The 20,486-nt window shown below is 40.0% G+C and carries 21 protein-coding genes and 1 pseudogene; 9 read left to right on the forward strand and 13 right to left on the reverse strand.

Annotation, left to right across the window (positions count from 1 at the left end; translation table 11 throughout):
* Nucleotides 1-1,176: 1,176 nt before the first annotated feature.
* Nucleotides 1,177-1,650: a GNAT family N-acetyltransferase gene (locus LMH68_RS23060; protein ID WP_016800590.1), complete on the forward strand. Its 474-nt coding sequence runs from the start codon at nucleotides 1,177-1,179 to the stop codon at nucleotides 1,648-1,650.
* A gap of 59 nt (nucleotides 1,651-1,709) precedes the next feature.
* On the opposite strand, the pseudogene LMH68_RS23065 reads toward LMH68_RS23060, so the two are convergent.
* From LMH68_RS23065 to LMH68_RS23075, 3 genes and pseudogenes are all read right to left on the reverse strand, one after another.
* Nucleotides 1,710-1,895, reverse strand: a pseudogene (locus tag LMH68_RS23065) (IS6 family transposase); the annotation flags it as partial.
* Nucleotides 1,896-2,698: 803 nt separating this feature from the next.
* Entirely contained in the window at nucleotides 2,699-4,006 is a 1,308-nt protein-coding gene (locus tag LMH68_RS23070; RefSeq protein WP_229648405.1) for a YfaP family protein, read from the reverse strand.
* A gap of 3 nt (nucleotides 4,007-4,009) precedes the next feature.
* Nucleotides 4,010-4,552: a hypothetical protein gene (locus LMH68_RS23075; RefSeq protein WP_017100441.1), complete on the reverse strand. Its 543-nt coding sequence runs from the start codon at nucleotides 4,550-4,552 to the stop codon at nucleotides 4,010-4,012.
* 471 nt (nucleotides 4,553-5,023) lie between these two features.
* Between LMH68_RS23075 and LMH68_RS23080 the strand changes: the two genes are divergently transcribed.
* A complete protein-coding gene (locus LMH68_RS23080) occupies nucleotides 5,024-5,260 on the forward strand; it encodes a TA system antitoxin ParD family protein (RefSeq protein WP_017100443.1) in 237 nt (78 codons plus the stop codon).
* Nucleotides 5,232-5,534, forward strand: a complete 303-nt coding sequence (locus LMH68_RS23085) for a type II toxin-antitoxin system RelE/ParE family toxin (RefSeq protein WP_102560971.1) — start codon at nucleotides 5,232-5,234, stop codon at nucleotides 5,532-5,534. Before LMH68_RS23080 ends, LMH68_RS23085 begins: the two co-directional genes overlap by 29 nt.
* Before the next feature lie 355 nt (nucleotides 5,535-5,889).
* Here LMH68_RS23085 and LMH68_RS23090 read toward each other — a convergent pair whose 3' ends face one another.
* The 6 genes from LMH68_RS23090 to LMH68_RS23115 form a co-directional block, all read right to left on the reverse strand.
* Entirely contained in the window at nucleotides 5,890-6,306 is a 417-nt protein-coding gene (locus LMH68_RS23090) for a GFA family protein (protein ID WP_017102639.1), read from the reverse strand.
* A gap of 130 nt (nucleotides 6,307-6,436) precedes the next feature.
* Entirely contained in the window at nucleotides 6,437-7,075 is a 639-nt protein-coding gene (locus LMH68_RS23095) for a LysE family translocator (RefSeq protein WP_017102638.1), read from the reverse strand.
* A complete protein-coding gene (locus LMH68_RS23100) occupies nucleotides 7,072-8,397 on the reverse strand; it encodes a serine hydroxymethyltransferase (RefSeq protein ID WP_102560969.1) in 1,326 nt (441 codons plus the stop codon). The genes LMH68_RS23095 and LMH68_RS23100 overlap by 4 nt, the downstream gene beginning before the upstream one ends.
* 16 nt (nucleotides 8,398-8,413) lie before the next feature.
* Nucleotides 8,414-9,415: a phytanoyl-CoA dioxygenase family protein gene (locus tag LMH68_RS23105; protein ID WP_229648404.1), complete on the reverse strand. Its 1,002-nt coding sequence runs from the start codon at nucleotides 9,413-9,415 to the stop codon at nucleotides 8,414-8,416.
* Between the two features lie 232 nt (nucleotides 9,416-9,647).
* The gene (locus LMH68_RS23110; protein WP_229648403.1) at nucleotides 9,648-10,352 is read right to left on the reverse strand and encodes a tyrosine-type recombinase/integrase; all 705 of its coding nucleotides are present in this window, start codon (nucleotides 10,350-10,352) and stop codon (nucleotides 9,648-9,650) included.
* A gap of 10 nt (nucleotides 10,353-10,362) precedes the next feature.
* Complete coding sequence (locus LMH68_RS23115; protein WP_229648402.1) at nucleotides 10,363-10,953, reverse strand: phage integrase central domain-containing protein; 591 nt, start codon at nucleotides 10,951-10,953, stop codon at nucleotides 10,363-10,365.
* A 775-nt stretch (nucleotides 10,954-11,728) separates the two neighbouring features.
* Here LMH68_RS23115 and LMH68_RS23120 point away from each other — a divergent pair.
* Both LMH68_RS23120 and LMH68_RS23125 read left to right on the forward strand, forming a co-directional pair.
* On the forward strand, nucleotides 11,729-11,917 hold the full coding sequence (locus LMH68_RS23120; protein WP_017101218.1) for a hypothetical protein: 189 nt from the start codon (nucleotides 11,729-11,731) through the stop codon (nucleotides 11,915-11,917).
* Between the two features lie 537 nt (nucleotides 11,918-12,454).
* Nucleotides 12,455-13,459 (forward strand): AbrB family transcriptional regulator, encoded by a 1,005-nt coding sequence (locus LMH68_RS23125; protein ID WP_017101219.1) that lies wholly within the window; start codon nucleotides 12,455-12,457, stop codon nucleotides 13,457-13,459.
* 603 nt (nucleotides 13,460-14,062) lie between these two features.
* Here the strand turns inward: LMH68_RS23125 and LMH68_RS23130 are convergent.
* On the reverse strand, nucleotides 14,063-14,848 hold the full coding sequence (locus LMH68_RS23130; protein WP_102561499.1) for a hypothetical protein: 786 nt from the start codon (nucleotides 14,846-14,848) through the stop codon (nucleotides 14,063-14,065).
* Nucleotides 14,849-15,669: 821 nt separating this feature from the next.
* Between LMH68_RS23130 and LMH68_RS23135 the strand changes: the two genes are divergently transcribed.
* The 3 genes from LMH68_RS23135 to LMH68_RS23145 all read left to right on the forward strand — a co-directional run bounded on the left by LMH68_RS23135 (nucleotide 15,670) and on the right by LMH68_RS23145 (nucleotide 18,192).
* Entirely contained in the window at nucleotides 15,670-15,960 is a 291-nt protein-coding gene (locus LMH68_RS23135; protein ID WP_017101255.1) for a hypothetical protein, read from the forward strand.
* Complete coding sequence (locus LMH68_RS23140) at nucleotides 15,957-16,811, forward strand: EamA family transporter (RefSeq protein WP_017101256.1); 855 nt, start codon at nucleotides 15,957-15,959, stop codon at nucleotides 16,809-16,811. Before LMH68_RS23135 ends, LMH68_RS23140 begins: the two co-directional genes overlap by 4 nt.
* Nucleotides 16,812-17,220: 409 nt before the next feature.
* Nucleotides 17,221-18,192: an Rpn family recombination-promoting nuclease/putative transposase gene (locus tag LMH68_RS23145; protein ID WP_372251516.1), complete on the forward strand. Its 972-nt coding sequence runs from the start codon at nucleotides 17,221-17,223 to the stop codon at nucleotides 18,190-18,192.
* Nucleotides 18,193-18,327: 135 nt separating this feature from the next.
* Here LMH68_RS23145 and LMH68_RS23150 read toward each other — a convergent pair whose 3' ends face one another.
* Entirely contained in the window at nucleotides 18,328-18,963 is a 636-nt protein-coding gene (locus tag LMH68_RS23150; RefSeq protein ID WP_017103703.1) for a recombinase family protein, read from the reverse strand.
* A 175-nt stretch (nucleotides 18,964-19,138) separates the two neighbouring features.
* Between LMH68_RS23150 and LMH68_RS23155 the strand changes: the two genes are divergently transcribed.
* Entirely contained in the window at nucleotides 19,139-19,396 is a 258-nt protein-coding gene (locus LMH68_RS23155; RefSeq protein ID WP_016800084.1) for a hypothetical protein, read from the forward strand.
* A gap of 285 nt (nucleotides 19,397-19,681) precedes the next feature.
* Here the strand turns inward: LMH68_RS23155 and LMH68_RS23160 are convergent, their stop codons facing one another.
* Together LMH68_RS23160 and LMH68_RS23165 are read right to left on the reverse strand one after the other, a co-directional pair.
* Complete coding sequence (locus LMH68_RS23160) at nucleotides 19,682-19,891, reverse strand: hypothetical protein (RefSeq protein WP_016800083.1); 210 nt, start codon at nucleotides 19,889-19,891, stop codon at nucleotides 19,682-19,684.
* Between the two features lie 314 nt (nucleotides 19,892-20,205).
* The gene (locus tag LMH68_RS23165; RefSeq protein ID WP_102258025.1) at nucleotides 20,206-20,418 is read right to left on the reverse strand and encodes a cold-shock protein; all 213 of its coding nucleotides are present in this window, start codon (nucleotides 20,416-20,418) and stop codon (nucleotides 20,206-20,208) included.
* Between the last annotated feature and the right edge of the window lie 68 nt (nucleotides 20,419-20,486).

A 20,486-nucleotide genomic window follows, 5' to 3' on the forward strand; every position in this document is an offset into this window, starting at 1 on the left:
AAACGATAAAGGTAAGAGAGTACGTCATTTTTAGAAACATTGTATTGACTACGATTTAGAAGTAATAAATATTCTTCTAACAAGTATGGAAAGTCGCTTAATCAACGCCCATGAGTAATGTCAATCTGAGTGATATGTCGGCCAAGCACGGCATTATTGTGAATCGTCCTATATTTATCGTTGGTTCATCCAATCAAGTCCCGCTTTAGACGTAAGAAACTACTCTGCTATCAATTCATTAGGAGCGACATCTTATCGCTATTAGAAAAACCAAAGCATCAAGGTTTGAACTAGCAACCTAGTGAATACGCTTTCATTATGTAATGATTTTACTTACAAAGTCATACTGTAAGAGACAAAAGATTCCGGAATAATACGTCAAATGGTCTGGGCTAAAACTTATATGGCGGTTCGTATCATTGGTGTTGAGTTTGGCTACACCAATTACGCAAACTACAAAAATAGTGCAGAATAGCTTTCGATAACATTAGCTGCAATATTCCAGAGTTTTGTCTATTTTAGCACTGCGATTGGCCATCTTCGATAACATCAAGATTTGGCCTGTACCAAAGCAAAAGGGTAACCAGCACTCTTTCTTTTGCGCTTACCGAACTCGTTGTCCAAATTTGAACTCGATGTGAGAGCCAGAGCGAATAATGAGAAAGCACTCGTCAATGGAGTGAACGTCACTGTTGAGTGCAAAGGCGGTAAGAGAAGAGCCACCATTTTAGTTGATAAGTGACATACAACATGTAACTGGCTTAGAACACGTTAAAGCTCTCTTTCATTACACTAGTAAGCACTCTAGCAGGGATTTTGTTTTGGTTCTTGTAACGGGACTGTTGCAAAAATACTGTACGGACCCTTTTTTTTAATCATCGTGGGCAACGCTTGGAACTCATATTTCTGTCATGGGTGCAGACAAAATAGGAAACAAGAACTTCCATCCTCATTGTTTGAGAAAGCATACTCTACTGTGACTATATACCTTAATGAAAAACGATTGGCGAGTTCTAGCATGCGCCAGATAAAGAGATCTATAAGATAGTTGAAGAGCCTATGTTAAATGACAGGAACAAAAGCGGCATTACCATTTTGATAACTCAAGATTAGCTTATCAAGATCCTTACATTGGCCAGTTACTTTTAATGAAATACCTACCCAAGGTAAATAAGCATGAATAAAATTAGCTTTTTAAAAATAAACAATACCATTATCGATGACATTATTGCTCTCTCAGTGGAAGAGTCTCAAAAACAACTCATTGCTAACAACGCAGAGTGGCTTGCAGAAGCCAGTTTTAACGACGATAGTATCAACTATGGTATTTACTTAAACGATAAACCTGCGGGCCTGATCTCTCTGATTGACCCTAGAATACTGGACACACACGATGAACACTTTCAAAAGGAGCATTTATATGTATGGCGCGTCATGATTGACCATCGTTTCCAAGGAAAGGGATTGGGGAGTCAAGCGATTAACTTCAGTAAGAAATACGCTTCCATTATCGGTTTAAAAGGCGTCTCCCTGACCACGATGGATAAAGAAAAAGGCAATGCGCTCTCTATTTATCAAAAACTTGGTTTTATACCAACGGGCAGAAGACTTGATGATGAAATTGAATTAATTTTTGGCTTAAAGGAATGAGTGAATAAACAAGTCAGATGGTGTGTCTGGGACGGCTATTTGGCCGCCTCATTTTATACTTAAACTGTAAATGTATTGAAGAGTTCATTCAAAAACGCTGATCCCTCGTGCACTCTCACCTCTGCCCGGTCACGGCTTAACCAAAAATCAAATTGACTCTTGTTCAATATCCGTAACCTTTAAAGACCTTGAATCGCTTCGATGAGCTTTTTGATTAGAGCATGGTCTGACTCTATCGCATTGTCATGGTGTAATTACTCTTAATTTTTTTGCTCATATTTTCAGCTATCATGCGCTAATCTAGAAAACGTTAAAGTTCCAGCTCAGTGCTCTAAAGATCGTAAAGCCTCACCTAGCAGGTCTTCTGGCGAAAGGTTAGAATGGGTGTTCATTATACTTTCGATTCTCCTTGTAGGAAAAGAATTACAAGTCTTCCCTCTACCATCAAAGTCCTCTTGTCTTCTGCCGTATGCAATGTACACATTAATGAGAGTACACTCCCTCTCTCTCACTGAGCAGGTAATTTTCCTGAGTTTTTTTTGAAGACCTTCAAACATTCTATCGAGGCTTTGGTCACTATTTGCCTTAGTAAAGTGGCCATAGACTTCAGAGATAGTGCTATTTATTGATAGCTCAAACCTATGTACTTCTTGTTTCATTTGAAATAACTCAAGTATTATTGGGATTTGTATTACACATACTATAACCAAAAACATTGAAAGTTATTGGTTAATCAATTTAGTCAGCTTTGGCTCTCTTTGTTATCAGCTCTTATCGACAAAGCTAATTGCTTGCAGTTACAAAATATATCATTGGAACTCGCCTTGAGTCGCGACGACGAGTAAAACTTCAGGTCTATGAAGCCTCTGGACATTTCCGAGTTACGTTCAGATTGGCGACTAAGTCGTTCGGACAAAATTTACTACTCCGAATCATACAATGTATCGGAAATTGGTAGACCAAACGCAATGCCCTACTAAAACATCAAATGATGTTTTAGTAGGGCTATCAGATTATATTACTATAGGTAAACGGCCCTTTAAGGTTACTAGAAAGCCCCTATTTCAATGCCACCACTGTCGTTTTCAGAAACCACAACATTCATCATGTGTAATGGGTTGGCATTCTCTGATGAACCTTGAGCTTCCCCAAGTGTAACTGACTTAGTTAGAACATCCGAAATACTACCTGTCGATATTTGAACAGTTGCAATTCGACCTTCTGCACGAGCGTAGTTATTCACACCGATACTATATACCCCGAGTTCGAGGCTGTCTCTGTCACAAGTGGCGAAGTAATGCTCTGGCCCATAGCCGCTGGTGTTATCAACATCTAACTCACCAACGTTACCTACCCTATTTTGGTAGTACACCTGCATCCCATTGGGTTCAAACGTATGCAAATCAACATCACCTAGACCATTCCAACTGAGTGTTGCTGTGAACGACCCTGTAGAAGCGATTGCTTCAGGAGTTTGTAATGACGCCAGCTCCGATTGGAGATCGTTTCTTATCATTCCAGCTGGTTGTAAAGAAGTATTTAAATAGGTTTGTATGAGAGTGTGACCAGATGGATCAACCTCTAAATGGCTGACTGGTATCGAGACATTTGTATCGGGCACTGTCCCTACAGCTCTTAAACCATTTATCACCAAATCGAGATCGGCTAGTGTATAAGGTCCATTCAGTTGTGGTGAAGCTGGTGCAATGTGGACTACCCCAAGATTAGATTCATCTAGGTTATCCAATTCCAATGCTGCGTTGTAGGCATTATTAGCAAAAAGATTACCTTGGGAGTGGGCGATAAACAGCATTTTTGCGCCCTGTGTGCCTAACGTCTGAATCCTCGTGTTATGACGAGCGTAATCGCTTGCTGTTGGCGGTGAAGAAAACAAATGACTAACAAGTGCAACTGTTTGGGATGATGCCCAGTCGTAAAGCTCAGTAAGTAGCCCCAACACCAAGTCACTAGGGGCGCTGACAATATTGTAGACTTTATCTAAGAAACCATCAGCTCCACCACCAGTAATTGCTGACCAAAAGATATCAAATCTACCGCCGAGATCGGGGTCTATTTCTTCCGCTCGCTGAATAAATACTTCTGCTATATCTTGAAACGCTGATGCACTAACCGATGAACCAGTTACGTTATAAAAAGTCTCGTATGCTACAGGCTCTGAATTGTACTCATTTCCAATTTGCTTTTGGAATTCAAATGTCGCTAATTTCGCTTCATTTTTTGTATTCCACACTCCATTAAAAAAGCCAACGACATACCCTGGTACTTCACAAACTGTTGCAGAACTTACATTGAAAGAGATTGACGCAGCTAAAGCGGTTATAATAATTTTTTTCATACATCATTCCACGCAATCGATATTAGATGGTAGGCGCGTCACAGTGCCATCAAGAGCTTCATTGAACGCTGAATATGCCGCTGCGCGCTCACGAGTGTTTGCTGTGTAATGTTCTATCGCTTTTAGAATTTGATGTGCATCGGCAGGGTTATCAAAAGCTAAACTCAAGCAACCGATAGCTACAGTAGACTCTTCATCAACTTGGAGGACTGCATCGATATCAGAATGATCAACAAGGACAGCTTCTTGGATAGTTCTGGCAATACTCTTAACTTGTGTCTTTTGACTTGCTGATAAGTTAGCCGCTTCAATATATGCCAATATATCGTCTCGAATGGCTTCGTTATTGGTGACTGAACCTGTAAGCGAATCACTAGTGTCTAAGTCTGGGTACGTTCCTGACGAAACTAACTGACTTAAAGCATCTGTAGGTGAATTGATTGGTGTTGCTGCATTTACATCATCGGCACTATCAGAGTCACCACCACATGCCGTTAGCAACATGATGGCACATATTGGTAAAGCTTCCCTTATTTTCAACTTCATTGTCTACTCCTTGATCATAAATTTTAAGTTACTAAAATATAAGAGATTAACGCCAAGTGCAACGAGTCCCATACCACCCTTGAGCCGACCAAGTTGCCGCTATAGAGACTGGCGTTACATTAATATACCTAGGTCCGTTACACTTATATCAATACAGTAGATGTGGTTTGCATAAGGAAAAGTAAGCCAAATCACAGGTTTCTGAAATGAGTAATCAATCGGTCGTAACTTCTAATGGGGCATTTTCGAGTTTCATGGCACACCTTTGGACAGAAGCTTTTTCTAATTTAGTAAATGATGCATTATCTCCGGTATGGAGGAGCCATCAGAAGAGCACGACCTTAGAGGTTAAGTTCATTGTCACTTATGAGAAGTGAAAAAGCCCACTAGCAGGGCTTTTGTTGCAAGTTGCCACATATGATGCAATGCGCTACAATTGACATCAACAAACAAATGACCAAGGTAATACATATGGCTACTACAAGCGTTAGACTTGATGAGAGCCTAGTAGATAGAGCTGCAACCATTGGAACAGCTTTAAATCGAACGACCCCCAAGCAAATTGAGCATTGGGCGAAAATAGGCAAGATCATGGAGGATAACCCTGACTTAACCTACGAGTTCGTACTGCAGGCAATCATCGCTAAAGCCGAATTAGAGCACGGGAATACGACCTCTTATGAATTTAGCGAAAGTAACAAAGATTGAGCAAACTACGACATTTGCCAAGACAGTAAAAAAGCTACACAAAAACCAAAAACAAGATCTAGATAAAACAGTGAAAGAGGTTATAGAAAACCCTTTTATTGGCGTGATGAAGAAAGGCGATTTGTCTTTTCTTAGGGTGCACAAGTTTAAGATGAACAAGCAGCTCACCTTGCTTGGGTACAACTACGATGAATACGGGACGTTAGTCCTGACCTTAATGGCGTTGGGCAGTCATGAAAACTTTTATCGAGATGCATCCAGAACATTTAGATAACCAAAGCCTCGCCAAGCGCGAGGCTTTTTTTATACCCCTCAAACACCTACAAACTGATTGAAAAAGAACTTAAGGTAGCTAACGCTGAAAGAAAGGTGGAATCTACCCCCGTGAAACATCACGGGGATTAACAGTATGAGAAGAGTGGATAAGTTTTAATATGGTAAAAACCCATGAACAGGGTGTGAATGAGTAAAAGGTCTAGCCAATAATGGGGCACTTTCGAGTTAGAAAGTGCCACAGATAAAGATTCAACCTATGAAAGTTCTGGCCAAAAGTAAGTTAATGCAATGAAACTCCCTAAACCTCAATAGATTAGAACAAGTATTTTAATATCTTAAACACTTGCTCACCGCTACCCCGGCTGCTCAGGGAAAACCTTTACATTAGTTGGTATTTGGTACCAATCTAGTTTTTCACTAACCCAAACATGTGCTTGAGGTTCGAAAATATCAGCTGCCGACATATCAGTTGGTTTTAACTTTAATTTAACCGTTTGCGGTGCATCTGGATTGAAATGGTAAATTCTGTTTCCACAATTTGGACAGAACATCGCGCAATTACGATTGCCACTATCAGCTAAACGTTCCCAAGTTTTCAGTTGACCAGAAAACTCTATTTTCTCGGCATCGACAACTGCTGTAATGCTAAATGGGCTGGTAGACAGTTTTTGGCACTCTGTACAGTGACAAGCAAAGACCATTAGTGGTTTTTCATACAAGTCATAGGTCACTTGCCCGCACTGACATGCTCCTATAAGTGGATATTCCATTTATCACTCCTCCTCACAACATGAGTGGCAGCTAACTCCGAATTAAGTAACGAGTAACACTACCGTCTAACCTAAGTCATTACATCGTAAATCAACTTGAATTAAAAATCCGAGAAGTGTGTCCCTTCCCCTAATTGTACGAGGAGTTTACCAAGGCCATAACACCTAACAGTATAAAAATACTACCAGACCACCTTGAGAAAAAATCAACCCAGTTACTTCTTGCTTGAAACTTTTTCTGTAGATGACTCGCCATCAAAACACTTAACAGATCAGCACTACTAAACAATAAATTCGTAACAACTCCCAAAATAAGCAGTTGGAGCCAAACAGCAACACTTCCTGCTTCATTCACAAACTGTGGGAGAAAAGCAAGATAGAAAATTGCGGCTTTAGGGTTCAGAATATCTACAATGACACTATCAATAAACGTTCTTTTAGGAGAGGTAAGATTGCTTTCACAAGAAGTAATACGTAATTTTTTTGATAGATAGATACGTTGGAAACCCAACCAAACAAGATAGAGAGCTCCTAGCTTTTGAATGGCAGAATAGAGAGAAGGATTAGCTAAAAGCACAGAAGACAAACCTAATACAGCTAAAATTACATGAAAATAACCTCCTATATGAAGGCCAAAAGCTGCCATAATTCCTACTTTCTTCCCTCCTGACACAGCTTGAGCAATACTGTAAAGCATTGCAGGACCGGGCATAAACGCATATAGCAACGTAACAAATAAGTAAGTAAACAGTTCTGTAATTGAAATCATTGTCCACCCTCCAAGCTATATTTAAAGCCAGAAAATGTTGAGGCTAACTCACTTACTACATTACGCGCCTCCTTCAAATTGTAATTACCTTGTAGAACGCCTGCGATTACCTCAGCTAAAACAACTATTTGACTTTGTGTAACCCCTAATCGAGTAATTTCTGTTGCACCAAAACGTATCCCAGATAACAACTCTCTATCTTCAGGAAGTGGGACTGCATTAGCAAAAACCCCAACATCAGCTAGACGGTAGCATGCTAAACGCGCACCTTCTTCTCGAGTCCATTTCACAACAACTTGATGAGTTTCAGTAAAGCCTTCATCAGAACAGAGCACCTCCAACCCGTGCGCCTGTAAATTACTAGCAAGTTGCCTAGCATTAAGTATCCCTTGAGCCATATATTCAAGGCCATATTCCTTTAATTCTAAGCATGAGACCGTCAGGGCAGCAATTCGATTAAGTTGATGTGAACCAGTTAGCTTTGGGAATATAGTCGTGCTAATCGGAGAAGAAAACTTTTCCGAATTCCAACAAATTACTCCTCCCTGAGGACCACTAAACGTCTTTCCTGTCGATGCAGTGTAGATATCAGCTCCCAAAGACAGAGGGTTTGGATAAACTCCACCAGCAATCAACCCTGCTTGATGTGAGCCATCAAAAAGTAACATCCCTCCCCAACGAGAAATAATGTCTTTTATCTCTTTTACAGGAAAGGGAAAAAGGTTGAGACCTGCCCCTAAACTCACTAATTTCGGGTGTCTAAACTTAGCCATGTATTCAAAGGCGTTTAAGTCAATTTCGAGGGTATTCGGATCCACAGGAAGATCTGAAATGGAATAGTTCAAGATCCCCGGGGGGCCTAAACTATGGTTACTTGAGTTACCACCATAAAATGTATTGAGGGTGGACATATCTGATACGTTGAAATGGTTTTTGAGAACTGCATAGACAACCGTATTAGCATGAAGCCCTCCTAAAAGCCTAGGGTCTGCATGATTGCATTCAAATAATTCCTTAAGTAATACTATGCAAAGTGCTTCTATTTCATCAGCTTGATCAAGCCCCGTAAAAAAGCGGTTATTTCGCCCAATAGAACCGCCTGAGGCTCTAGACCCCAAGTCACAACTTAGTAGTCCCCGAGCTTGTAAACTCATAGGGCCTTCTGCTGCCAAAAGGTTTATTCCTGTCTTCACTCTCACAGTCTCGTGTCGCTCTATTAAAGCTCTTAATTTTTGATAGAGCTCTTTAGAAGTCGAACACCCAAGTAAGGCAGAAGCATCATTCAGAATATTCATGTCATGCATTTGTTTGCTGATAATCACTTTCTAACCTCCCTTCTCACGTATAACTGTTACGTGTGTTAGACAGATCCTTACCACAGAGCAGTAAGCTCGAATGTCTTGTGATATCTATGTTTGAGCCATCAATAAAGTCGCCCAAGTGTCGAAATGGATAAATTTCCGTATCCGTTGCCGTTACTCTAAAATTAATGCCAAACCGGTCATTATAAGATGTATTAGGAAGAGAACCATGCATGGTTCTTTCCGTGAAAATAACAAATTCCCCTTTTTTCATAGGGATCGTCACTATATCTTCTTGGCTCTCGTCTACACCCAATGTTTTTTTTGCAGGTAATTTTGCAAGTTCAGCTCGAACATAGGCTTTAACATCCTCGAATGATTTCCCACTAATTTGATAATTTTCAAAAAGCCCACTGGTATCAACGTCCAATACTAGTGTGTAATTGTTCGCCCTTTCGACAACATCTTCGATTGTTTTACAGTCAATAAATGGATCATGCCAAAACTCAGATTCTGTCATTGGAACCATGGTTTTAGGATATTGTTTTTTATGTGAACCACGAATGAAACGCAACGGAGCGCAATCAAGCTCAACATCAGTAAGGGCGACCCAAACAGTTAAATTCCACCAACGATCCCGCCTTTCATGTTTAGGCCTTAAACTAGGCTTATTATTGCCAATTTCTTCATCATCGAAATCTCCCCACTCTTGGTGCCAACCTGTACCGTTTTCTCCAGATTTCTTGTGAAAAATTTTTGAGCGCCAAAGAGCTAAATCGTCTCCAATCAGAGACTGTAGCTTTGGGATCAAAGCTGAATCTGTGAGCAACTCTTTAATTTTCGTCGATACTAAATGCCAATCCCTGACAGAATAACGACCATACAGGGGATGCGGCTCTGGGCTTTGAGCTATCTCCCTAACTTCCGTTAAAACATCTTGAATTAATTCGACATTTGCGAACCTCGGTAATGGTCCTAAATAACCATCTCGGCGAAAAGACCTTATTTGCTCTCTCGTCAATCCTTTACTCTTGTCCATTGATTAGCTGCCTACCCTATGATGTTAAACAAAGAGCGTCGAACCTATCAGTCTTTATCGAATGGCCTAAAATTAATAATTAATAATTAATAATTAATATTTAGAGAAAAGCGTTAGTTCTCGCGTACACTTATTCACAGAACTCCAAGTGTGACTCCCCAAAACACAAACTTCACCAAAAAACCTAATCTTAAAATTTGATGTACTTATGTTATTCCGACAGATATTTTAATCACCATTCCCAAAAATCCACTTCATATCTAAACCGTTCAACCTCCTTCTCGGTCAGTTCCGGTATTACTTTGATAGGTCTTCCTCTGCGTTTAGGGGGAGATTTCGTCGGCTTAGGTTTGGAGGCTCTCACTTTTCGAGTTTTAGGGTTATTCACAAGCTGGCCTGATAATATTCCACTAATAACTTCCCCTATCGCCTCAGCAGATTGCGATACTTGCACATCATCCACGTGAGCATAACGAAGCGTGGATGAAATACGCGTATGACCCAACAGTTTCGACACCATCGGAATAGGGAACCCCTCTAACACCGCATAACTGGCAAAGGTATGACGCAAATCGTGAATGCGAACATCCTCGATATGGGCTAAGGCTCGCACCTGTTGCCAGACCATACTAACCTTAGTCGACCGACTCACAAAACGACGCAAAGGCATAAACACATCATCGTGTGATTCGCTACGCTGTGTCCATGCTTGCTTTGGTATGTCTGAAAGGAGTTTCTGCGCTTCCTTGCCCACATACACCACCTTCGCACCCGTTTTGCTGTCCGGCAAGTGCCACTCCCTGCCTTTAACAAAAGACCATTGTAGGCCTGTTACCTCTGAAATTCGACACCCCGTTAACAGCACCAGTTTTAGCACCTGACAACAGCACGCTTCCAGATTACCTTGCTGGCTGACCACAGTTAATGCCTTATCCAATCGCGCTAACTCATCCAAACTCAAAAAACGATTGAGCTTTTTTTTTGCGACTTTGCTTGAGACCCTCACAAGGGTTTTCCATGCAATAACCTTGCTTCACCGCATATTTGAAGATAGAACGAAGCACATCAAGATTACGGTTGGCAGCCCCTGCGTAATTCTGGCTGAGTTCATCAAACCAACGATGCACATGAAACGAATCAATACGGCTGACAGGAAAACGTCCAAACTCGGGCAACAAATGCCTTCTTAAGGCGCTCGACGCTGTCCCTTGTGTACTCAGTTTCCATCCCTTGCAGACCTTATCCGTCCATTCTTCTTTCACCAAAGCATCAAAGCGAATTAACCGTATCGGTTTCGTCTCTTTTTCTAAAAAAGAAGACTGTAAAGCTTGCACGTGTTGTCTGGCTTGTTTTAGGGTGAATTGTCCCACGGCCGCTAACGTCTTATTGGGAATGGGTAGATAAGTCACATAGAAACGGCGATCATCGGCATAGACTCTAACCCCTAACGCGGGAATTTTGGTATCCCACACCGTATACGTTCGAGTTTTTGAATGAAGAGATTGAATCACTTTAGAAGTGAATAACAGTGACTTCATGAGCGCATCCCCTTAACGAGTACACCCGACACATGAGAGGCCGCCTGACACACGTCCTCACGTCCCAAATGCGCATACTTTAGCGTCGTTTCCGCTTCAGCATGCCCCAAAAGACGACTCAGCACGATCACGTTCACCTTCGACTGAATGGCAATACTGGCGTAGGGTGTGGTCAAAAATTGAAAATACAGGGGCATTTTTGGAACACTTTCCAATTAGTCTTTGTTTTCACTAAGAGGCTAAATTATCGATGAAAAACGCCCCTATTGGAAGGGGTTGGGGTGTAGATTTGACCACACTGTTTTTACATTAACGCCAAGTTACTCTTATACAGGGGTACTTTCACCCCAAAAATACAGGCTAGAAATGAAAAAATTCTAGAACGCACCATCGCATCAAACCAATCAAATATCCTTTTATATACTGGAGGCATTTCGTGAACAGTATCTAATCCTGATTTTCATTATAAACCCTTAACGAATATAAATTAAATGTAAATAATTAGCTCTTAGCCTTTGTGTTAACTTATAAAATAATAAGTAACTATCTACTTACTCTGGCAATAAGTAACAAAACAATAAGGGAATTCTTCATGGAAAGACAAATAAAACTATTTTCACTGAAGAGAAAAGGAGCAGCAGTCCCTAAAGTAAACATAATTAGTATCAAATCAACTTTCTCATGAAGACGAAGCTTCTGGGTTTAAAGATACTTAATTTCAATTAATTTTGGTCGTTAAAATTATGGTTTTTCTTATAAAAAAGAGTGCGTTGCTATGAAAAATGAAAAGTCAGTGAAAACAATTCAAAAAAAATCGAAGTTTAGAGACTATTTACGCTATCTGCGGATTAAATTTAAAAGGTATAATTTTAAAAGTGGAAAAAATAAAAATGCATCTCTCGATGTGAGACACCTTTCTGACCATTTAAAAAAAGACATTGGTATATATGATAAAGACCACTAACATCATTAATATCTCTTCGTACTCTTGTCTTACTCGTTGTGTCACAAAGTTTAGTTGCACTACATGCGCACTGATTTTTAGAGGCAATTAGGCTGCTGTCTGCAAAATGTCTCCCAAAAAGATAATCCTTCAGGGTTATATGAGCTGTCCATTTTAATTATCGACCATAGTTCCACTCCTACAAGGGTGGAACTAGCTTCCTCATCAGGTTTCCATTCCGGGCACTGATACATCTTACCTTGCCAGTGACTTTGCTCAACGATTAGACAATGGTCAATATTGTGTAGAGACAGATAGAAAAGGAGTACTTCTTTGATTTCATCATCAATGCTACAGGAATACAACGTTCACTCGATAGAAGCAATCCGGTACTTGATAGCCTGCTAAGTCAGAAACTGGTGATATTCAAATGGGCTTGTATGCTCTTGGGCGGATAACTTGTGGTGATTTTTACATAGTCAATAACATAGATATGATTAATAACCAAATCTCCACTTTATTGTCATCCTTCAAGCTAAAAAAAGGGGAAACCAAAACATGTATCTAGCCTCATTCATAGCTTTGGTTGGCTCGCTCTTATTTACATATTTCGAGATACCACTAGGTGTAATGTTCGGTGCCCTGATTGCTCTTTTGTTAACGGTAAAAACAGGGTTTACTCTAGCTCTTCCCAAAAGCACATTGACCGGAGTACAGTTAATCCTTGGTGCCACAGTGGGCTCAATCGTCCCTATGCAGACTCTTTCCAAGGGTTATCCGATATTACTTTTTGTGGGACTCGTCCTTTGTATGTCCGCACAAGTTCTCACCTCGTATCTCTGGCTTTCTAAGCGAGAGAAATGGTCAAAATATGAAAGCCTACTTGGGGCGGTCCCGGGAGCGATGGCCGCGGTTCTTGTCATTAATGAAAATCACAATTCACCTTCTAGTAAAGTGATTTTCACTCACACAGTTCGACTCATTTTCTTAATCATAGCTTCCGCTCTTCTTGTCTCAGCGGACAATTCACCAGTTCCTGGGCCGGCTATTTCCTTAGACAACCTTTGGATACTTCTCCCACTTTTCCTCGCCTACTTTTCAGGTTTGCTTCTCGATAAAATTGGTACTCCAGCACCGTATATGGTGACTGGGATGTTAGCAACTATGTTTGTGAACTCTGAGTTACCGTCATACAACTTTCTTGTCCCGACAGAGCTTGTTTTTATTGCAACATCCGCTCTAGGGGCATTAATTGGGATTCGTCTAAAAGATATAACCGTTGTAGATATCTTCTCTTATGCGCGAGCTGGGATTATTGCTACAACGTTAAGTCTTACAGTCACAGTTGTTTTTGCATATATATTCAGCAAGCTAATTGATAAGGAGTTCATCGTACTCTTGATGTCGTGGGTTCCGGGCAGTGTGGAGTCTATGACTGTCGCTGCCATTTATCTTGGACTAGAGCCTGCATTAATAATGCTTAGTCATATCATTCGCATGATAATGCTTCATTCTATCCCTCTCGGCTTCAATATTTATAAGTATTTACGGAGACAATTATGAAATGGGACATTGGTGTTGGCTTGGTTTCATTAAAAAACCTCAGTTAAGACTGGTTTTTTGCTTTTTCCATTCCTAATAAGCTCTTTTCACTTAAATGCATTTAATTTACCTATTGAAAGAAATTCAACTGGAACTTCCGTTCTTCAACGGTATCCAGTCTGTACTTTGTAGTATTGAAGAGCGGAGTTACGCTGCTTCTATCTAAAAACATCAGAAACAATAAAGCTTGAGAAGTACAATATCCTCTCATCATTTTTTGCTTTGAACACATTATTCATCATCGGTAAATCTATCTAATTTCTATTTAGACCGTCAACCTCCTTCGGTAATCACACCACTCCCAAAAAGTGAACACTAAGGCGATCTTTTCCCAGAGCACACCCAGAGCACAGTCCCAATGCATGGCGGCATAACACGTCTCTGGACAATTCCGTGTTATATGTATTGTTAAATTAGCATTTAACGGATTACTTTAGGTACAGCAAAACCCCTAATAGTGGTCAAATTCACTTAGCCACTACAGAACAAAAAATATATTGATACAGTGCATTTACTAGGGGAGCGTTCAACAACCTCTGCTCTAACGATGAAGAGGTGGACACTTCACTGCAAAGTTTTCGCATACTCGCGCATAACTCTGGCATTGTCCGCGTACTCTTCATTACCACATGGTTCACCGTTGTTGCTGCTCAGAGGGCTTGAATAAGCAGGGACAACCTTTTCAGAATAACTCATGACTGTCCCGTAGTTAGAACAATGAAAAGCTCCAGAATAAGGTTTTACTTTACTTCTATTTGCAGCAAAGACCTGTTCCATGATCCAAAAGTCTCCACTTTCAGAGTTAGGCCGTTCATGCATTGCCCACCCTAAATGTCCTAGCTCATGTTCTAGCACGGTAATCGGGAAGTCCTCCGCAAGCAGTACAAAGCTGTCGTTCAAGTTAACCATTGTCATCCCATTAATCTCCTCTTCGATGACCAATGGATGATTATCACTTAAAACCAAAACGTACTGCTCTTTTGGAGCGTCTAAAAACGAGTTTACCTTCGAAGAACTGATTGCTTGTTTTAGGTCTGAATGCACAGAGGAGATAGACATACTGTCATGAGATATTGATACAGAATGGCTATCCTTGAACACACGAGTTATAGGGATGCATGAGTTAGACAGTATCGTATTAGACATCTTTACCGCTTCTTGCAATCTGCCTTTTAACTCTTCCTTGTTACCAATCTGATTATCAATATAAAAGGTGACATTGGAATTAACGCTTCTTTCTTCTTCGCACTCCGGGAAAGTAAAATTTGGTTTCGTATTTCTTTGGCTGTGCATAATTATAATTACGATCACAATAGAAGCGAGAGTTAAATTTCTTTTAGTCTTTTTCATGAATCCCTCGGTCGCTATTGAGCGTTAAGTCATTAAATGTTTTAAAAAGAATAAACCCGATACTAACAATAGGAAATAATTACCACCACTAATTATTTATCGGTCACTACGGTGATATAGGCGACCTTAATGATTAAATTATGTAATTAGCTTTTTTTGCTTCTTGCATGGCCAATGCAATTTTATTAGCCCCTGATTCAGCTATGTCTTTTAATTCCTTAGTGGTCTTTAATATTAGCTCGGACTTATCCATTATGTTCCCTCTATCTTTGAATTTTCGAAAGAAGCGTTAAATAAAGTAAAACGATTTAAGGAGAATAAACTAAAAATATCAACTATATTAATAATTAATTAATAATTTATTAATATCAAATCTTTACATACAGTAGCATTGCAGGCTATGGAAATTATCAGGCCTATACTAAGTATGAATAGTTATAATGACCCTTGAGATAAAATACGCTGGCATAATGAAGAACACTTCTCCATTGATGACGAAGTTGAATTTCATTTGGTTTCTTGGGGGAGTCCAAAAAACATTATTGAGTTTGGGGTATATCACGGGGCGAGTCTCGTTTTACTCGATAAGATTTACACCCCTGAATCCATCATAGGCATAGACAAACGTCGAGAACATCCAGCCTTAAGTCAATACCGAAAGGGGCCTTCAGCACACTCGGTAATAGAGCCTTATTGTGGAGTAAAGCAAGATCATACAGACAAGCTCATTCAAATATTAGAATTACACTTCCCCAAAAAAAAATGTAGACCTAATTATTGATGATTGCAGCCATTTATATGAACCAACAAAAGCCGCCTTTTTGACATCATTCCCTTATCTAAAATCAGGTGGGATATACATCATAGAAGATTGGGGATGGGCGCATTGGCCGGGTGAGTTTCAAAAGAAAGAGTTTTTCCCCGGAACTCCTTTAAGTAAATTGGTTTTCGAATTACTCATGCTTCAAAGCGTCATTCCAAATGTCATAGCTAAAATTGAAACTGATTATAATCACGTTGCTATTACTAAAGGAGAAGAGAGTAGCCCCAATAACCGAAAACTATTTGAACTCATAAAATGCAAGACCTCGATTCACATTGAGAAACAATGATAAGTTCCTACACTATATTAGCTCTAGCTATGACTTTAAGTTCATTAGACAAATGGATTTCACGAGTCTTTCTTAAGAAAAATCCTTTATGTAATGAATATTTACTAGCCTATCAAATCACATGCAGTTTACTCGCTGCTCTGTTTGTTATCTTCGAAATCGAACAAATCCCTACAAAATTCGACAATACAAGTGAACTTTGGGAGCTGTTGCTTTTAAGTATATTCAGTGTTTTCTCATGGCTTGGGTTTGCGTACTCAACCTTTAGGGCTCGTGCTTCAATTGAATTAGGCGTTGTCTCGATAATCTCTAAAACAAAGATCATTTGGAGTGCTCTGTTCGGGGTTAGCTTTTTAAATGAGACACTGACTTTCCTTCAAATGACTGGCGTTATACTGATACTTGTCGCTTCACTGCTCATCAGCACAAGTAACAACATGAATCTTCTTTTTTCAAACAATCTACACGCGTGGCTCGCGCCAATCTTTCTCACTCTAGCCATTGGTTTTGATAAAGTACTTACGTTGTACTTACCTACTAGCGTTATCCTTTTTATCGGTTTTTCTGGAACCGCTTTTTTGACGCCTCTACTATTTAAAGTTCATTATAGGTTAATCAAAAAAGTTCTATTTAACGCCGTAATAACAGCCACTTGCGGAACAGCAAGCTACTATTTTCTCTTAAAAGTGCTTAACACTAGCGCTTTTAGTTTAGTCATGGTTTTATTCCAAGGAGCCTTCATCCTCGATATTCTTTTTGGTTACTTCTTTTTAAAAGAGCGCACGAACCTTAAAACGAAAATAGTCTCTTGTTTACTCGCTACCCTTGGTATTTTGACTTTGGCTTCATAACGTACACTTATTTACAGAACTCCAAGTGTGACTCCCCAAAACACAAACTTCACCAAAAAACCTAATCTTAAAATTTGATGATTTTAAAACATCCCCGAGCGATACATGTTAGTCAATTAACCATTGTTGTTACAGCGTTTATAGCATATAAATCTCGCTGTAGAAAAAGGCCTAATTGAGAGGGGCTTTCTACTACAAACCTAATCGATTAATAGAGTTTTGTTAGAAAGCCTACTTAATGTTAGGCGTGGCTAACTATTGTTGCACTCTGCTCTCATTTTACACTCCCCCGTCAACCTCCCTTGGGAATCACATTAAATAATCTAAATTGATGCGTGAGCAGAAATTAAGCTAGCGCAGAATCCCTATCGTGATACTGATTTAACTCATTTGGTGTTAGGATAATAAAATGAAAAAGACCACGCCAACCCCACATGATGCCCTCTTTAAGCAGTTTCTCACTCATCCAGAAACCGCTAAGGACTTATTGGATATTCACCTGCCTGCTGAGCTGCGTGAAATCTGTGATTTGACGACCCTAAAACTCGAATCAGGCAGCTTTATTGAAGAAAGTTTACGGCCTTACTATTCGGATGTCCTTTATTCTCTTACAACGTCTCAGGGGGAAGGTTACGTCTACGCGTTAATCGAGCACCAGAGTCGACCAGATAAACACATGGCATTCAGACTAATGCGTTACGCTATCGCCGCCATGCAGCAACATATTGAAGCTGGCCATGAGCGTTTACCTCTGGTGATCCCGTTGCAGTTTTACCATGGTAAGGTCTCACCCTACCCGTATGAGATGAATTGGTTAAAAGGGTTCGTTAACCCTCTTATAGCTAAAGCGCTCTATACTCAAGATTTTCCATTAGTCGATGTCACGGTCATCTCCGATGATGAGATAATGCAGCATCGCCGCATCGCATTGCTTGAGCTTGTCCAAAAGCACGCAAGGCATCGGGATATCATGGATTTCTTTGAGCCTCTGGTCACATTGCTCTTAACCGATTACACTACAGATAAGCAAGTACAGTCATTGATGAGCTACTTACTCCAAGTGGGTGAAACGAACAACCTAGAGGCGTTAATTACGTCACTAGCCTCATCAGTACCGAAACACGAGGACACACTTATGACTATTGCAGAACAATTGCGCCAACAAGGCGAGCAACGTGGCCGCCAAGAAGGACGTCAAGAAGGACGTCAAGAAGGACGTCAAGAAGGACGTCAAGAAGGACGCCAAGAAGGACGCCAAGAAGGACGCCAAGAAGCCCTCAAGGAGATGGCGCGCAAGATGATGCTTAATGGTCTAGATCAGGAAGCCATTATGGATGTCACAGGATTGAATAAAGACGAACTAGCACAACTTTCTCATTAGCCGAGAAAGTATAAAGCCTTGCTAGTTTAAGGGCGAGGCTCCTGCTTTACGAAGACAACCCTCACGAATAGCGCTATCACTTCGCTTTCTGCTATAAAATTGCTCGATTCCGGACCAACTTGATGTGAGACATGCCTAGCTCTCGTTACGCTCAACTCTCATTCTTTTGACGACACGAACGACCGTTCGTGGTGACACTCCCACAAACTTAGCTGTTTCATTGATGCTCATCTCCTTAAGAACTCGAAGTTTGTAGATTTGTTCGTGCAACTCTAAATCGGGCCTTCTTCCTCGATACTTGCCCATTGTCTTAGCTTTATCTATGCCTTCCTTTTGGCGTCGACGTCGATCTTCGTAATCTTTACGAGAAATCGCCGCGAGCATATCCATCATCATGTTATTGATCGCTTTAATCATCGAATTCGTGAACTCATCGGATATTTCAGGAGCCATGGCGATGTGACTAGTTGGTAAATCCAAGCTAATGACTTTCAATTCCTTCTCGTACAGCATTTCTTTCAATTTAGACCAACTAGATTCATTTAGACGAGAGAGTCGATCAATCTGCTCAATCATGATCAAATCCCCTTTTTTAGCATCACTTAATAATTGCAGTAATTTAGGTCTTTGCAACGAAGCGCCAGATTCTTGCTCAACATACCAAGCAGCAATACGAAGTCCTTTTTGTTCAACAAATTCTGATAAGGTCTTTTTTGCTCTTTCTGCATCTTGTTCGATAGTTGATGCTCTTAAGTATCCAAATATGTACATAATTTTGATTAAGTGACTTTTAGGTTATGATTTAAATAGGTATGTCATTTATATTATGACATTTAATGGTTAGGTGCAATTTTCAACTAGTGACAATAAGGTATACCCAAACAACATACCCTCCTTCTCAAATTTAAAGTTTAATCATTGCTACAAGGAATAATAAAAATATGAAATGAGAAATCAAAGACTCAGCCAAATCCAAAAAGAGATATTAAGTTGTTTGGCAAAGGGATTCGTGAAGGGAGTCAAAGAAGGTAAGTCTACGGTGGTCAACCATGCTATTAACCAACTTCTTAGGAGAGAGGTCCCTCCAAACAACTTCCGCGTATCTTGTGAAATTATTGAGGAGCGAGGGCTAATCAGGCGCAAGAAAGTAAATTTAGATTGGTATATTAACATTACGCCCGAAGTATTTGATAAAGCACTTTAAGGGCTAGGGTGTATAAATAGAGGTGCATATAGAGTCATTTACACCACAATTTCCGCCTCCGCTGAAATATGAAGAAGCGCATCTTGCTGTATTACAATGAAATCAGGGGGCGATTACGAGCCGAGGAATGCATGTCTACCGATTTCCTAACAAGCCGCTTTACCAAAGTAGTCAATAGCCTACGGAGCAAGATATCAAGCACACAATCAGCAAAGAGTTAGGGTTCAGTCGGACAACTGTGTAATCAATTATTAGTAAGCTTAATTACAAGCCTGTGCTTTAGATTTAAGCCAAAATACTAAAATCACCAAGTACACAATCATGTTGATCAGTAATGCTGCCTGTTAAAGTCGTTTCGCAGTATGAAAATTTAATATTCATATCATCCACGTTTCCGCTCACTAACACGTGGCGCCTTAAAACATCACCATTAAGTTGGTGAATAATCCCACCCCAAGAGAGGTTATCTTTAAATAAATTAAATGTGATCTTCATACTATTCCTATTTATTATTTATCGTTTTTTTCTTTTGTTGTTGAAACCAAAAAAGTTTACGGCCTGTTGTTCGAGACATGGTTGATCCTTATTTATTTTCGTTAGATATAACGAAGCTAGCAGTCTTTTAGAGATACTACTATTGAGATATATTAATAATTTTATTTATAAAAACGAAGTAAATAAGAAACGTAACGACAAATACAAAAAGTATTGGGATAATATTGGATATTTTCGTGGGGAGTTATAAATAAGTACTCTAAGATGGGGGGAAGTGACGCAAGCGGTATCTCCGCTCGCGCCTACTTTAAATCTTATGCAGCTACAACGTTTGCAGCTTGAAGACCTTTTTGGCCTTGCTCTACTTCGAAAGACACTTGTTGGCCTTCTTTAAGAGTCTTGAAACCTTCAGATGCGATAGCACGGAAGTGAACGAATACGTCAGCACCGCCGTTGTCTTGAGTTAGAAAACCAAAACCTTTCTCTTCGTTAAACCATTTTACTACGCCATTTGTTTTGTTAGACATATTGTGTCCCTTATATAAGATAAAAATTAATCGCAAAATGCGATGCGCTGAGAGCTGGAATTATTTAA

Origin of the sequence: Vibrio sp. F13 (assembly GCF_020806305.2) — a bacterium.
Lineage (GTDB): Bacteria > Pseudomonadota > Gammaproteobacteria > Enterobacterales > Vibrionaceae > Vibrio > Vibrio crassostreae_C.